Here is a 14,270-nt window from a genome sequence, read left to right as displayed (position 1 = left end):
ACGTCATGGCCCGTACCGAGTACTACGACGACCCTGCGGCTCCCGTTCCCAACAGCCTGGTGGTCGCTGCCAGCGCTGCCGTCCTGGACGAGCAGGGCCGTCTGCTGTTGCAACGGCGGGTGGACAACGGGCTGTGGGCGATGCCGGGCGGGGCGATGGAGATGGCCGAGAGCCTGCCCGAGGCCGCCGTGCGCGAGGTGCGCGAGGAGACCGGGTACGAGATCGAGGTGACCGGGCTGGTCGGCACCTACACCGACGCCCGCCACGTCATCGCCTACAGCGACGGAGAGGTGCGCCGCCAGTTCAACGTGTGCTTCCGCGCCCGTGTCGTCGGGGGAGAACTCGCGGTCAGCGACGAGTCGCACGAGGTGCGCTGGTTCACCGCTGAGGAGGCGGCAGGGCTGGAGATGCACCACACCCAGCGGCTCCGGGTGGGGCACGCGCTGGGACGGGGAGGACCGTACGCGGGTTGACCGCACCGGGCCCGGGGGCCGGTGCGGCCGTCACCATGGCGCCGCCTGAGGGGTAGCTGTGCGCTGACGGCCCCGACCACGAGGAGGCCTTGGGCAGAGGCACCACGTTTCCCCGGGACTGATGTCGGCAGCCCCGAGCGGGGCGGCTAGTCCTGCTTCGGGTTGCTGTTCAGCTTGCGCCGTTCCCAGCGGTTGGGGTGGCGGATGACCACTCCCGCCATGCCGCCGGTCCCGGTGAGCCGGATCAGCGGGGTCCCCGCGAGCCGGTCGGGGGTCGTCTTGTCCTTCAGGCCGCCGATGCCGGGGTCCACGCCGCTGGTGTCCGCCGCCCAGCCGTCGGGGATGACGATCGTGACACCGGCCGCCTCCCCGTACGCCTCCACCACGACCTCCGTGAAGCGGCACTCGACCCGGCTGAAGTCGATCTTCACCCCCGCTATGCCCCCGTGGGCGATCACGTGACTGGGCACCTCCCAGCGCCCGGGGCCGCGGGACGCGCCGTGCAGGCCTCCCTTGATCACGAGCGGCGGCTGGCTTTCGGGAAGCTGCGGCTTGGGCAGGTCGGCGGTCAGGACGGCCAGCTCGGCGTGGGTCCTGGAGCTCAGCGCCTGTTCCAGGCGCGTGTCCAGCTCGTCGAGGTCGATGCGTCCCTCGGCCGCCGCGTCGCGCAGTTGCTCCACCACCGCGTCCCGGTCGGCGTGGGAGGCTCGCAGGTCCGCGGGGGGAACGGTGCGCGCGGGGGGCTTCGGAGGCTGGGCGTTCATGGCACAAGGATAAGAGCGGGCGAACCGGACTGTACATCTCGAATACCGAACCCGTCGTAGCCGCGGGCGCCGGTGTCCCCGCGGCTAGCGGTAGTACACCCCGATCCGGGAGCCCGCGACCTCCTCGACCCGCACGTCCAGGTCGAACACGTCCCGCAGCACCTCGGGCGTCATGATCTCCTCGGGCGTTCCCGTGTGGACGACGCGGCCGTCGCGCATCGCCACGATGCGGTCGGAGTAGGCGGAGGCGAAGTTGATGTCGTGGATGACGATCACGACGGTGCGGCCGAGCGCGTCGGCGGCCCGCCGGATCTGGCCCATCATCGACACGGCGTGCTTCATGTCGAGGTTGTTCAGCGGTTCGTCCAGCAGCACGTAGTCGGTGTCCTGGCACAGCACCATCGCCACGTAGGCGCGCTGGCGCTGGCCGCCGGACAGCTCGTCCAGGAACCGGTCGGCGAGCGGCACCAGGTCGAGGAAGCCCAGGGCCGCCTCGATCTGCTCGCGGCACTCGGCGGTCAGCCGCCCCCGCGAGTGCGGGTAGCGGCCGAAGCCGACCAGGTCGCGCACGGTCAGCCGGGCGGTGAAGCGGTTCTCCTGGCGCAGGATGGACAGCCTCCTGGCCAGGTCGCGGCCGGGGGTGGTGGCCACGTCCATCCCGTCGACGGTCACCCGGCCCCCGTCCGCGCGGAGCAGGCGGCCGATGATGGTGAGCATCGTGGACTTGCCCGCGCCGTTGGGCCCGATGATCGAGGTGACGCCGCCCCGTTCGATCCGCAGCGACACGTCGTCGAGGACGGTCTGGGACCCGTAGGTCTTGGTGAGGTCGGTCAGTTCGATCAACGCGCGGCCTTTCGCATCAGCAGGTACAGGAACAGGGCGCCGCCGGTGAACTCGATGACGACGCTGAGCGTGCCCGCGTGCCCGAGGAGGTGTTCGAGGACGAACTGTCCGCCCACGAGGGCGCACAGTCCCACGAGGAAGGCCACCGGGACGACGTACCGGTGCTCGTGGCGCCCGGCGACCTGGTAGGCGAGGGTGGCGGCCATGAACCCGAAGAAGGTCATCGGTCCGACCAGCGCGGTGGAGACCGCGGTGAGCAGGGCGACGGTCATGAGGATCCGGACGGCCTCGCGGGTGTGGTCCACGCCCAGGTTCACGGCGGTGTCCCGGCCGAGCGCGAGCACGTCCAGCGTCCGGTTCCGACGCCACACGTACAGGCCCGCGAGCACGGCGACGGCCGCCGCCCACGGCAGCAGGTCGGGGTCGGCCCGGGTCAGCCGGGCGAACAGGCGGGTCTGGAGGGCGGTGAACTCGTTGGGGTCGAGCAGCCGCTGCATGAGCTGGGAGAGGCTGGTGAACAGCACGCCCAGCACGATGCCGACCAGCAGCGTCAGGTGGAGGCTGCCGATCCCGCCGGTGAACAGGCGCTTGAACAGCAGCAGCGCGAAGAGCACCATCAGGGCGGTCTGCGCCAGGAACGCCGCCACCGGCGGCAGCGCGCTCAGGCCCGCGACGCCGAACGCGAAGACCAGGCAGGTCTGCACCAGGACGAACAGCGACTCCATGCCCATGATGGAGGGGGTGAGGATGCGGTTGTCCGTGACGGTGTGGAACAGGACCGTGGAGACCGCGCCCGCGAAGGCCACGACGAACATGGTGAGCACCACGGTCGAGCGGCGTTCGACCACGTAGGCGACGTTGCCGGTCACCCCGTAGGTCAGGTACGCGGCGGTGAGGGCCGCGGCGACCACGGCCAGCAGCACGATCCGCGCTCCGGCCGGAACCCGGCGGGCGGGGGCGGCGGCGCGGGCGGGGGCCGCACCGCGCTCAGCGACCGGCATGGGAACTCCTCCGCAGCAGCATGGACAGGAACACGACCGCGCCCACGACGCCCAGGACGCTGCCGACGGGGATCTCGAAAGGCGCGCGGACGACCCGGGAGAGGATGTCGCAGAGCACGAGGACCCCGCCGCCGAGCAGGCAGACCCAGGGGATCCCCCGGCGCACGTGGTCGCCGACCGCCATGCTGACCAGGTTGGGCACGATGAGGCCGAGGAAGGGCAGGCTGCCGACGACGGACACCACCACGCCGCTGACGACGGCGACGATCCCGACGCCCAGGGCCGTGACGGTGCGGTGGTCGAGCCCGACGCTGACCGCGATGTCGCGGCCGAGCCCGGCGACGGTGAGGCGGTCGGCGACGAGGTAGGCGGCCAGGGCGAGGAGGCCGACCAGCCATAGCTGCTCGTAGCGGCCCCGCATGATCCCGGAGAAGTCGCCGGACTGCCAGACGGAGAGGGTCTGGAGGAGGTCGTGGCGCAGGGCGACGAAGGTGGTGACCGAGCTGATCACCGCGCCGAGCATGATGCCGACCAGCGGTACGACCAGCGAGGACTTCAGGGCGACGCGCTGGAGCACGCCGAGGAACAGGGCGGTGCCCAGGAGCGCGGTGACGCAGGCCGCGGTCATCTTCACCGGCAGCGGCGCGCCGGGGAAGAAGAGGGTGACCAGCAGGATGCCGAGGGCGGCCGACTGCACCGTTCCCGCCGTGGAGGGCTCCACGAAGCGGTTCTGGGTGAGCAGTTGCATGATCAGGCCCGCGACGCTCACCGCGGCACCGGCCAGCAGCAGGGCGAGGGTGCGCGGAACCCGGCTGACCAGGAACAGCTCCCAGGACTCGGGGTCGCTCAGCAGCCGCGCCGGGGTGATGTCGCTGGCCCCGACGAACAGGCTGGCCACGGACAGCGCCAGGACCGCGAGGGCGGCCAGGACGAGGACGAGGCGTGGGGCGCGCCCGCCCGGGGAGGGGCTGGCGCTCAGCTCCCCGGGCTTGGCGGCGGTCGTGGACGTCACCGGTTCAGGAGAGGGCGGCGTCGACGTCGTCGATCGCGTTGAGGTGCGCCTGGATGCCGCCGACCAGGTACATCTCGGCGGAGTCCAGGTAGAGGATCTGGTCCTCCCGCGCGGCGGTGGTGCGGTCGACGAGGTCGTTGTCGAGCACCTGCTCGGCGGGGGAGGCGCCCTCCTCGCCGATGGCGTTGTCGCGGTCGATCACGTAGAGCCAGTCGGGGTCGGCCTCGGCCAGGGCCTCGAAGGACAGGACCTGTCCGTGGCGGGACCCGTCGTTGTCGATCTCGATGGAGGGCTCCAGGCCCAGGGCGTCGTAGAAGAAGCCGAAGCGGGAGCCGGGGCCGTAGGCGCTGACCTCACCGGCGTTGGACATGAGGACGAGGCCGTCGCCCGCCTCGGCGACCTTGGCGCCGACCTCCTCGGCGCGGTTCTCCAGTTCGGTGACGAGGGCCTCGGCCTCCTCCGCCCTGTCGAAGAGCTCGCCGTAGGCGGTGGTGCGCTCGGAGATGCTGCCGAGGGCGTCGGCGGAGTCGAGGGACATGTCGATGGTGGGGGCGATCTCGGCCAGTTCGCCGGTGACGGCGGCGCTGCGGCCGCCGCTGATGATCACGTCGGGGTCGAGCGCGGCGACGGCCTCGAAGTCCGGCTCGAACAGGGAGCCGACGTCGGCCACGTCCTCGTTCTCGGCGTAGTCGGCGAAGAGGTCGGGGACGACCTCGGAGGAGGGGATGCCCGCCACGTCCACGCCGAGGGCGTCGAGGATGTCGAGCTGGGCGTTGTCGAAGACGACGACGGTCGCGGGGTTGCGGGGGATCTCGATCTCGCCGTTCTCGGCCGCGACGACGACCGTTTCGGCCGTCTCCGTGGTGTCCGCCTCCGTCTCGGTCGAGCATCCGGCCAGGAGCAGGGCCGAGGCCGGGACGAGGGAGAACAGGGCTGTGGCACGTGGGGTCACGACGGCTCCAGACAGGGGAAGCCCCGCCGAAAGTTCGGCAAGGCTTGGCTTAGTAAGGCAAGGCTAAGGTTACATCCTGCCAAAGTAGACAAATAACCGACCTGCGGACATAACGCCTGTGCCGTGCCACACAGGGATTCCCCCCTCCCACCCTCCGTGACCGAGATCCATCGGCCCTAGGCTGGGCAGCCGTCCTTGTCCGGCGCAGGAACCCCTTCCCCAGCAGGAGAACCCATGCCCCTCTGCGACCGTCGCCGCACGCTCACCTGGGCTCCCCACGGAGGGAAGCGGTGACCCGCGGGCACGAGCGGCGCCACCGGAGAGGCCGTCGAGCCACCGAGGCCGCAGCGTCTCCCCGGAGACGCGGCCTGCTCCTTCGCCCCGGGGACGGCATGAGGTTCGGCCTCACCCTGGCGGGGGCGGTGGCCTCAGGCGTCGCGGCGCTGGCGCTGATCGGAACGGTCAGCGGAGCGGCCCTCGACGCGCTGGTCCGGCCGCTGGTCCGGGACGCGGCCTTCGCCCTGGGCGGTAGGACCGCCGAGGCCCGTGTCACCGGTGTGGCGGAGGGTGAGGCACGGGTCGTCTTCACCGCCGCTGGAGAACGGGTGGAGACCGTAGCCACCGGAACATACGACCTCCACCACGACCCCCGGGACGTGGAGGTCCGCTACCTGCCCGGCTCTCCGGAAGAAGCCGCGCTGGCGGACCATGCCGCCTCGTGGGGACCGGCGCTGCTCACCGCACTCGTGGTGGTGGCGCTGACATCCGCATGGCTGGTTAGGAGCTGGCACGGAGGTGGGACCTCCGCGTCCCTCCGGGCACGCCTGCGTCGTCAGGCACCGCCCCTGCCGATCGCTCGATGGGTGCTTCCGGCCGTGCTGTGCCTGGTGCTCGGCGCCCTGGTCTGCACCTGGCCGTATCTGGGTGCCACACCCGAGGAGATGGTGCTCCTGGACCCCTCCCTGACCTGGTTCGCGGTGGGGACGGCCGTGCTGTTGACCTCGGTACCGATGATGTGGCGGGCGGCCGTCCGCCACGCGGCCCTCAACCGCGCGCCCGTGTCCCCTCACTCGCCCTCCTCGAAGCGGATGAGAGGAGCGGTCAACGCGACCCTGGTTCTTGGATGCCTGCTGATCCTGGCGGTACCGGGGTATCTGTTCGTGGACCATGTGAGGAGCGGGACGGCCATGGCATCGGGTCCGGAGGTACGGGGGACCGTCGAGGCGATGGACAGAAGCACCGGACGAGGCTGCTGGTTCGATGTGAGGGTCTCCTACCGGGTGGAGGACCTCCCCCACGAACGCACCCTCGAACTCGGCTGCTCGGAGCAGAGGGGCCTCGCGGTCGGCGACACGGTCCTTCTGGAGACGAGCGCGGCCGAGCCGCACCTCGTGCGGATAGCGGACCGGTCCGCGTAGCCGGGCGGTCCGCGTAGCCGGGCGGTCCGGACGGATGTGTGCGCCGGGGAGGCTGGGTGCGCCGGGGAGGCTGGGTGCGCGTCTCGGAGCGCGGCCGGGGCGGGGCGGGACCGGGGCGCGGCCGGGACGGGGCGGGTGCGGGGCGGGTGCGGGTTCCGCGGGTCTGGCCACAAGCGGCCGTGGCCGCCTCGGACGCCTCTCGGGCGGGTAGGTTCTCCTCGCGGCACACACGAGCTCCGCGCCACGGCCCCGTCGACTCCCCCAGCGAAGAGGACCGCAGTGAACCTCCACCTGCCCTACCTGATCGGACCTCTCCTCCTTCTGCTGGTGGGCCTCTTCGCACTGGTCTGCTGCTTCGCCGCCGCGCCGGAGCGCCGCGCACTCGCCGGGCTGGGCGCGGCGGCGCTGCTGACCTCCTCCGCCCTGTCCCTGCTCGACCAGCTCCTCTCCGGATGGGTGCGCGAACAGGTGGCGGACTCCGAGACCACCGCGCTGATCACTGGCGTGTCGCACCACCTGTCCGCGGCCCTCCTCGGTGCGGGCATGCTCCTGCTGGTCCTGGCCGCCACCCGGAGGACGTCGCGGGCCGGGCCTCCCCCTCCGCCGTCCTCCCCCTACGGCGGACCGCACGAGGAGGCCCGGCGATGACCGAGCAGGGACCCGACCTGGTGCAGTTCCTCCTGAACCTGCTGACCGTGGTGCTCCCCCCGCTGCTGGCGGGGGTCCTGGCGCTGGCCCTCGCCGGGAGGGCTCCCGGCGGGCGCGGCTTCGTACGCACCGGAGGCGGCCTGCTCGTGCTCCTCAGCATCGTCCAGGGGGCCCGGGAACTCTGGTTCCGGTTCCTCTTCCTTCCGGCCCTGGTAGGGAACGGTGAGGTGCCGGTCCCGTTCCCGGTGCTGTTCGCCCTCGACATCGGGGTCCACGTGCTGCTCGCGGTGGCGCTCGTCCTGCTGCTGTGCGCGGTGATCAGCTCCCGGGGACGGCGGCACGCGCCCCGGGGAACCGTGCCGCGACGGCCGGAGCAGAGGCCGGGACCACGGGGCGGACGACCGGGCGGCGCCCCGTACGGCGGTGGCCGGTCCTCCGCGCACGCTTCGAACGCCCACGCGGCTACGGGCGATCCCGGCCATCGTGGCGACGCCTTCGACAGCGGAGGCGGCCACAATGACGGCAGCGGAGGCGGTTACGGCGGCGGGGCCGACGGAGGCGGTGGCGGGGGCGGCTTCTAGCCCTCCACCGGTCTGGGCTCCTCCGGTCCCTCCCCGCCCTCGACGCGGACCGTGCCCGTGCTGCCGTCGACGGTGATCCGCTGCCCGTCCCGGATCACCTCGGTCGCCCGGGGAACACAGATCACGGCGGGGATGCCGTACTCCCTGGCGACCGTCGGCCCGTGCGCGATGGTGGACCCCGTCTCCACCACCAGCCCGCCGGCGGTCATGAACAGGGGTGTCCATCCGGGATCTGTGCTCTGGGCCACCAGGACCTCCCCCGGTTCGAGCGTGGCCCCCGCCGGGTCGTGGATCACCCTCGCCGTTCCGGTCACGGTCCCCGAGGAGGCGGGCACGCCGAGGAGTTCCCCGTCCCGCCCGGAGGGCAGGGCGGGCAGCGCGGCCTCCACGTCGGTGCCGTCGGACAGCAGGACCGGGGGCACCCTGCGGCGCTTGCGCTCACGCAGGTACTCGGTGCGGCGCTCGGCGACGAGTGCGCGCTGGTCCGCGCCCTCCACCAGGGCGCGCGCCTCCGGAACGCGGAGGAACATGATGTCGCCGGGCTCGTCCAGCCGTCCCGTCCCGACCATCTCCGCGCCGACGAGGAGGAGCTGCCGACGCGTCTCGGCGATGGCGAACAACCAGGAGAACTTGGGGTACTCCCGCATCCCGGCCAGGGCGCGCGCACGGTCGAAGGAGAACGACGCCAGACGCGCGCGGACCGGCCGGGAGGCGAGCGCCCTGCGGACCAGCGCGTCCCGTGTGCGTTCGGCCTCGGCGGCGGCCCGGGCGAACCTCCGGTCGGGTTCCTGCTCCGGATCGCTGACCCGCAGGTAGTTGGCGATCGCCGTGAACAGGGGTGCGGGGTCCTCCGACCACCGGGGCACACCCACGTCGACCTCGGCGGCGCCGCGGTGCCCGTACCGCTCCAGGAAGCCGTCGAGGCCGATGTCGGGGAGCGTCCCGGCCCGGTACCTGTCCGCCAGTTCCTCGGGCGGGGTGCCCCGGAGCAGTTCGCCGTGCCCGCGTGCCCCGACCGCCAGCCGCCACAGCGCGAGGTCCATCTCCGTGGTGACGTTGTGCGGCATCCCGCCGAGGACGGCGGCCACCTCGCCCGGTTCGGCGATCCCCCTGAGCAGCAGTTCGGGCGCCTTGGCGGAGAGGACGGCGACGCACAGGGGCCCCATCATCGGGACCATCCCCTCCGTCAGCGCCTGGTTCTGGAGGTCCGTCGCGTGCCGGAGCCGTCGCGCGGGCGTGAGCGCGTGCTCCGGGGCACGGGCGGCCCGCTGCCGGAGCACCGCACCGGCCCGCAGGAAGCGCCGCCTGGCGTCGTCGGGGTCGACGAGCGCGGCCGCGGTGTCCGCGAGGACCCTGCCGGTGAGCGGCAGCGCCCGCACGACGGCCCCGACCACCCTGCCCAGGCTGATGCGGCCACCCGGGCGCGCGGCGAACCGCGGGTCGTCCAGGAGGGAGCGGACGGCGGCCGCGGCCCGGGGGCCGTAGACGACCATGCTGCCCGGCAGCGCGCCGCGGATCCAACGGTTGCGCAGGTAGGGGGTGAGGTCCAGGTAGAACCTGCCACCCACGTCGACCACCGCCGCGTCCCCGCCGCCGGGGCCGGTACCCCGGGAGCCGAGCCACGCGGAGGCGACGATTCCCAGCACGGACAGGCCCATCGGGGTGAACGGGCGGAGCATGCCCTGCATGTTGCCGACCTCGAAGTAGGCGCGGGGCCCGTCGTCGTGGTGGTCGGGCAGCGGGAAGAGGGTGGTGACCGCGCGGGACTGGAGGATCCAGGGGGTTCCGTCGCGGTCCAGGGCCCATTCGACGTCCTGCGGTGAGCCGAAGTGACGCTGGAGCCGCTGCCCGGCGGCGTGCAGCGCCGTCACCTCCGCCGGGGACAGGCATCCGCCGTCCGGTCCCTCGGTCCCGCCGTCCGCGGCCACGACGTAGTGGTCGGGCCGGACCGTGCCGTCGACCACCGCGGTCCCGAGGCCGGGAACGGCGTCCAGGACGGTCTCGCCCCGTGTGCCGGTGACCGGGTTGGCGGTGAACAGCACCCCCGCGGCCCGGGGATCGACCATGCGCTGCACGACGACGGCCATGTGCACCCCGTCGTCGTCGATTCCCCGGTCGCGCCGGTAGGCGACGGCGCGGTCGGTCCACAGCGAGTCCCAGCACCGGCGGACGGCCGTGAGGAGGTCGTCGGCGCCCTCGACGTCGAGGTAGGTGTCCTGCTGCCCGGCGAAGGAGGCGTCCGGCAGGTCCTCCGCGGTCGCGCTGGACCGTACCGCCACCCGGCCGCCGCCGAGGGCCTCGTAGGCGGCGATCACCTCCTCCTCCGGCAGCCTCCCGGAGCGGTGGGCCTCGGTGGTGACGCAAAAACCCGGGGGCACGCGTTCTCCGGCCGCGATCGCCCCGGCCAGCCCGGCGGCCTTGCCGCCGACCAGGTCGGTCTCCACCCCGTCGATCCGATCCAGTTCCACCACGAGCACGACGCCACCTCCGGTTGCTGTACCACCGCTTCCCATGCTCCTCGCCGGAGGCGGGGACCGCCACAGCCGAAAGGGATCTGTGGAAAACTCCCGCGGCGGGTCGGCCGTCCCACCCCACGTACGCGGCGACGCCCGGCCGCCGCCGCGGACGGGCCCGCCGCCCCGCCCCCGCGCAGGCGTCGGCGGCCCTCGCCCCGGCGCTGACCAGGCGAGCAGCCCGGCGTGAGAGCCTGGATCCGCGTGTGACCCCCAGGAAAGGCCCCGGATGCACCTGATCTCCCCCCTCTACACCGTCTCCTCCGTCATCTCCCTGCTGTTCGAGGTCCTCTACCTGCTGTTCGGCGTCATCGTGCTGGCCCTCAGCGGCGTGGTGGCCTCCGACCGCAGGGGCCTCGTGGCGACGGGCGGCGCCCTGATCGTCCTCGGCGCCCTCGGCGACCTGGCGGTCCAGCTCTGGACCTTCACCCCCATGTACGCGGGCGTGGACATCACGGTGCACACCACGGTGCTCCCGGCCCTGCACCTGGTGTTCACGCTGCTCTTCGTCGGCGGCCTGCTCGCTCTGGTGCTGGCCGCGGCGAAGCGCCTCACGGCCCGGACGACCGCTCCGCCACCGCCGCCCGGCCACCACCCCGGTCCGCGGCCCTTCCCGACCCGCTGACACGAGGAGCCCTCCGATGACCTCCCTCCCTCCGACCCTGGGTCCGCTCCTCTACCTCCTCGGCACGCTCCTCCTCCTCGCGGTGGGGATCACCGCCTTCGTCCGCGCGAAGGGATCGCCCTTCCCTGGCGCCGTCCGGACCGTGGGGGCCCTGCTCATCGCCGCCGTGCTCGTGCAGGTCGCGAGCTCGGTGGTCAGCTTCGCCTTCGGGGCCATGGACCTGTCCTTCGAAGCGGTCATGACGGCCACCGGGCTGACGAACGTCATCGTGGAACTCCTGTACGGGCTCACGGTCACCGGAGCGCTGGTCGTGCTCGCCGTGGCCCTGGTCCGGTCGAAGTCCGCCGCCCGCGCCGCCGGTCCGGCCGCCGCGGGCCACGCGGCCGGTCACGCGTTCGCACCGCCCGCGCCCGGCCAGCCGTACGGGTACGGGCAGGCCCACCCGGCGCCGCCCGAGCACGACCGCCCCGGGCACGGGTACGGCCACCCCGGCGGCGGGGCCGCCGGACCCCCGGGGCCCGCCGGACACCCGGGCCCGGAGGGCCACCAGCCCCCGCCCGGTGAACCGGGGGGCGGCACCGGCTGGAGTCCGGGCAACAGCGGAGGCTTCGGCGGTGGATCGGGCCCCTACTCCGACGGCGGGGGAGGTTCCTCCTCCGGTGACGGCGGCGGTGGTGACGGCGGTGGCGGTGGTGGCGGGGACTGATCTCCGGCGGACCGGCCCGCACAGCGTCACGGCCAGCACGACCGGCCCGGCACGACCGGCACACGCGACCGACACGAAGCGACCGGCCCGACCTCGAAGGGGGTCAGGCCGGTCGCGTGTAGACCAGCGAGTAGCGCCAGAACAGCAGCCGCCGCAGACGTGCGCCGGGCAGCACCTCACCGGCCTCCTCCGCGATCTCGCGCAGGCCCATCGCCGGATCGCGCACCGGCATCTCGGCGGTGGGTCCCACCTTGTGCAGGTTCGGCGTGCCGGTGAGCGCGCGGCCCAGCCGCAGGCCGAGCCCGACCGCCCACTGCGGGCCCAGCGCGGCCAGACCGGTCGCGACGTCGGCGGCGTCCCTCTCGGCGTACAGGCCGAGGACGGCCAGCGTGCCGCCGGGGGCGAGGGCGGCGGCCATCCGTTCGAGCGAGGGCCCGAACGGCATGTGGTGGATGCTGGCGATCGAGCTGACGAACCCGTACCCCCCGGGACGCGGCTCCGTCTCCTCCAGCGCGGCCACGCGGTAGTCGACCGGCAGCCGGACGGGCGTGCGTTCACGGGCCGAGGAGATCATCCGCGGTTCGGGGTCGATCGCGTCGACGGCGATCCCGCGGGAGGCCAGGACCCTGGCGAACCTACCGCCGCCGCACCCGACGTCGAGCGCTCGGGTGCAGTGCGGGGGCACGTGGCGGAGGAGGTGTTCGTGGTAGTGGCTGTTGTGGTCCCAGGAGATGTCCACGGGACTCGGGGGAAGGACTGGACTCATGCGCCCGGAGGCTATCCGGCCTGGCGCTTGGCCTCCAGTGCCTCCATGGCGGCGACGGCGGTGGCCACGGTCTGGTGGACCGGGACCTGGCGGTGCAGGCCGACCAGGCGGACGACCTTGGTGACGCGTTCGTTCAGAGCGGCCAGCGCCAGCGAGCCGCCCAGTTCGCGGACGGTCCTGTAGGCGTTGATGATGACGTTCAGACCGCTGGAGTCCATGAAGTCCAGACCGGACAGGTCCAGGATCAGCCAAGGACCGTGGTCCTCGACGGCGGACTGGATGTGCTCCTGGAGGTCGGCGGCGGTCGCGATGTCGAGTTCTCCCTCGATCGCGACGATGACGCTGCGGCTCTCCACCCGCGTGCTCAGCCCAAGCCTGTGCACGTTCACTCCTCCCGGCCCCACGTTGAGATGGTGAGGGGTCCCTTCGCTTAACCATACGCAGACCGGCGGACCACGCCCACCCGGACCGGCGCCACTCCCACAGAGCCGGTCCGACGTCAGGGGGGAGCGTATGGTACGTCCGCGAGCCTGGTAAGTCGTTGGACACACACGGTATAAGCGAACCGCCCGTTCGGGAATGGCATACCGGAAGAAATTTTCGCCTCCTGGGCACGAACTCGGCGGTGAGCGCCCGTTATCTACCGTTGTCACAGGGACATTTCATGACATGGGATGCGCCCTGGACACCCGGGCAACGCTGCACGGCGGCGGCGCCGTCACCGGGCGTTCACCCGACGGACCGAACCCTCCCCCCGGCCGGGGGGAGGCGGGCCGCGCCCCGGCCCCGCGCCGCCCCCGCGTTCACCCGCCGGACGGACCCGGGTCCGGGGAAGGCTCCGCGCCGTGCTCCGGGACAGCGCCGCCTCCGGGTTCGCCTGTCGGGTCCGCTCCCCGCACCGCGCCGCCTCCGGGTTCACCCTCCGGACGGGACCCGCGGTCCCGGGTAAAGGAGTCCAGCAGCGTGCGCGCGGCGAGGGTCGCCGTGGTCTCCCCCGACCGCACCCGCTCCTCCGTCCCCGGCAGGAGCGGGGCCACCCGTGGATCGCGCAGGAACGCGTCCATGAGCTGGTCGCGGACCTGGTCCCACATCCAGTTGACCCCCTGGCGGCTGCGGCGCTCGGCCAGCGCGCCGTCACGTTCCAGCACCGCGCGGTGCCGGGTCACGGCGTCCCACACCTCGTCGAGCCCGTCGCCGGTCAGGCCGCTGCACGTGAGCACCGGCGGACGCCAGTCGGGGTGCACCGGCTGGAGCAGCCGCAGCGCCCGCGACAGCTCGCGGGCCGCCCTTCGGGCGTCGTCGGCGTGCGGCCCGTCGGCCTTGTTGACCGCGACCACGTCCACCAGCTCCAGCACGCCCTTCTTGATGCCCTGGAGCTGGTCCCCCGTGCGGGCCAGCGTGAGGAAGCAGAAGCAGTCCACCATGGCGGCGACCGCGACCTCGGACTGGCCGACGCCCACCGTCTCCACCAGGACCACGTCGAACCCGGCCGCCTCCATGAGCAGCATGGTCTCCCGCGTGGCGCGGGCGACGCCGCCCAGGGTCCCCGCCGTGGGCGAGGGCCGGATGAACGCGTTGGGGTCCACCGCCAGGCGCTCCATCCGGGTCTTGTCGCCCAGGATGCTGCCGCCGGTGCGCGTGGAGGAGGGGTCCACGGCCAGCACCGCCACCCGGTGCCCGGCCTTGGTCAGCCGGGTGCCCAGCGCGTCGACGAACGTGGACTTGCCGACGCCGGGGACCCCGGTGATACCCACCCTCCGGGCCCCGCCGGTGTGCGGCAGCAGCCGCACGAGCAGCTCCTGCGCGGCGCGCGCGTGGTCCGGGCGGCGGGACTCCACGAGGGTGATCGCCCGCGCGAGGGTGGGCCGGTGCCCGGCCAGGACCCCCTCGGCTAGGGCGTCCACGTCCACCTGACGGCGCCGCCCCGAACGCCGCGCGCCCGGCACGGAACCCTGCTCCGCCACGCCT

At 73.1% G+C, this 14,270-nt stretch carries 15 protein-coding genes; 6 read left to right on the top strand and 9 right to left on the bottom strand.

Features of this window, described 5'->3' with window-relative positions:
- The first annotated feature begins 5 nt into the window (after positions 1 to 5).
- Positions 6 to 473: an NUDIX domain-containing protein gene (locus ACSTA4_RS01765; RefSeq protein ID WP_444962205.1), complete on the top strand. Its 468-nt coding sequence runs from the start codon at positions 6 to 8 to the stop codon at positions 471 to 473.
- 146 nt (positions 474 to 619) lie between these two features.
- On the opposite strand, the gene ACSTA4_RS01760 is transcribed toward ACSTA4_RS01765, so the two are convergent.
- The 5 genes from ACSTA4_RS01760 to ACSTA4_RS01740 form a co-directional block, all read right to left on the bottom strand.
- Positions 620 to 1,237, bottom strand: coding sequence for a DUF1707 SHOCT-like domain-containing protein (locus ACSTA4_RS01760; protein ID WP_444962204.1), 618 nt, complete (start codon positions 1,235 to 1,237; stop codon positions 620 to 622).
- Between the two features lie 84 nt (positions 1,238 to 1,321).
- The gene (locus ACSTA4_RS01755) at positions 1,322 to 2,080 is read right to left on the bottom strand and encodes an ABC transporter ATP-binding protein (protein ID WP_416027610.1); all 759 of its coding nucleotides are present in this window, start codon (positions 2,078 to 2,080) and stop codon (positions 1,322 to 1,324) included.
- Complete coding sequence (locus ACSTA4_RS01750; protein ID WP_444962203.1) at positions 2,077 to 3,081, bottom strand: iron chelate uptake ABC transporter family permease subunit; 1,005 nt, start codon at positions 3,079 to 3,081, stop codon at positions 2,077 to 2,079. Before ACSTA4_RS01750 ends, ACSTA4_RS01755 begins: the two co-directional genes overlap by 4 nt.
- Positions 3,068 to 4,093 carry an ABC transporter permease gene (locus ACSTA4_RS01745; RefSeq protein ID WP_444962202.1) on the bottom strand — a complete coding sequence of 342 codons (1,026 nt, stop codon included), beginning with the start codon at positions 4,091 to 4,093 and terminating at the stop codon, positions 3,068 to 3,070. The genes ACSTA4_RS01750 and ACSTA4_RS01745 overlap by 14 nt, the downstream gene beginning before the upstream one ends.
- Before the next feature lie 4 nt (positions 4,094 to 4,097).
- Positions 4,098 to 5,045 (bottom strand): siderophore ABC transporter substrate-binding protein, encoded by a 948-nt coding sequence (locus ACSTA4_RS01740; protein WP_248773175.1) that lies wholly within the window; start codon positions 5,043 to 5,045, stop codon positions 4,098 to 4,100.
- A gap of 392 nt (positions 5,046 to 5,437) precedes the next feature.
- On the opposite strand from ACSTA4_RS01740, the gene ACSTA4_RS01735 reads away from it, so the two are divergent.
- From ACSTA4_RS01735 to ACSTA4_RS01725, 3 genes are all read left to right on the top strand, one after another.
- Positions 5,438 to 6,463 carry a DUF3592 domain-containing protein gene (locus ACSTA4_RS01735; RefSeq protein ID WP_248773174.1) on the top strand — a complete coding sequence of 342 codons (1,026 nt, stop codon included), beginning with the start codon at positions 5,438 to 5,440 and terminating at the stop codon, positions 6,461 to 6,463.
- A gap of 279 nt (positions 6,464 to 6,742) precedes the next feature.
- Positions 6,743 to 7,111, top strand: a complete 369-nt coding sequence (locus ACSTA4_RS01730; protein ID WP_248773173.1) for an MFS transporter — start codon at positions 6,743 to 6,745, stop codon at positions 7,109 to 7,111.
- A complete protein-coding gene (locus ACSTA4_RS01725) occupies positions 7,108 to 7,692 on the top strand; it encodes a hypothetical protein (RefSeq protein WP_444962201.1) in 585 nt (194 codons plus the stop codon). The genes ACSTA4_RS01730 and ACSTA4_RS01725 overlap by 4 nt, the downstream gene beginning before the upstream one ends.
- On the opposite strand, the gene ACSTA4_RS01720 is transcribed toward ACSTA4_RS01725, so the two are convergent.
- Positions 7,689 to 10,169, bottom strand: coding sequence for a PEP/pyruvate-binding domain-containing protein (locus ACSTA4_RS01720; RefSeq protein WP_444962200.1), 2,481 nt, complete (start codon positions 10,167 to 10,169; stop codon positions 7,689 to 7,691). The genes ACSTA4_RS01725 and ACSTA4_RS01720 overlap by 4 nt on opposite strands.
- 265 nt (positions 10,170 to 10,434) lie before the next feature.
- On the opposite strand from ACSTA4_RS01720, the gene ACSTA4_RS01715 reads away from it, so the two are divergent.
- Positions 10,435 to 10,830 carry a hypothetical protein gene (locus ACSTA4_RS01715; RefSeq protein WP_416027598.1) on the top strand — a complete coding sequence of 132 codons (396 nt, stop codon included), beginning with the start codon at positions 10,435 to 10,437 and terminating at the stop codon, positions 10,828 to 10,830.
- A 16-nt stretch (positions 10,831 to 10,846) separates the two neighbouring features.
- The gene (locus tag ACSTA4_RS01710; RefSeq protein ID WP_444962199.1) at positions 10,847 to 11,536 is read left to right on the top strand and encodes a hypothetical protein; all 690 of its coding nucleotides are present in this window, start codon (positions 10,847 to 10,849) and stop codon (positions 11,534 to 11,536) included.
- A 103-nt stretch (positions 11,537 to 11,639) separates the two neighbouring features.
- Here the strand turns inward: ACSTA4_RS01710 and ACSTA4_RS01705 are convergent, their stop codons facing one another.
- The 3 genes from ACSTA4_RS01705 to meaB all read right to left on the bottom strand — a co-directional run bounded on the left by ACSTA4_RS01705 (position 11,640) and on the right by meaB (position 14,266).
- The gene (locus tag ACSTA4_RS01705) at positions 11,640 to 12,275 is read right to left on the bottom strand and encodes a class I SAM-dependent methyltransferase (RefSeq protein ID WP_444964073.1); all 636 of its coding nucleotides are present in this window, start codon (positions 12,273 to 12,275) and stop codon (positions 11,640 to 11,642) included.
- A gap of 38 nt (positions 12,276 to 12,313) precedes the next feature.
- Entirely contained in the window at positions 12,314 to 12,685 is a 372-nt protein-coding gene (locus ACSTA4_RS01700) for an STAS domain-containing protein (protein WP_061079278.1), read from the bottom strand.
- A gap of 420 nt (positions 12,686 to 13,105) precedes the next feature.
- Positions 13,106 to 14,266, bottom strand: a complete 1,161-nt coding sequence (gene meaB / locus ACSTA4_RS01695) for a methylmalonyl Co-A mutase-associated GTPase MeaB (protein ID WP_444962198.1) — start codon at positions 14,264 to 14,266, stop codon at positions 13,106 to 13,108.
- Between the last annotated feature and the right edge of the window lie 4 nt (positions 14,267 to 14,270).

It is taken from the genome of Nocardiopsis sp. M1B1 (assembly GCF_052466615.1).
The sequence above is the reverse complement of the archived record's forward strand: the minus strand, read 5'-3'. Positions and strand labels throughout refer to the sequence as shown.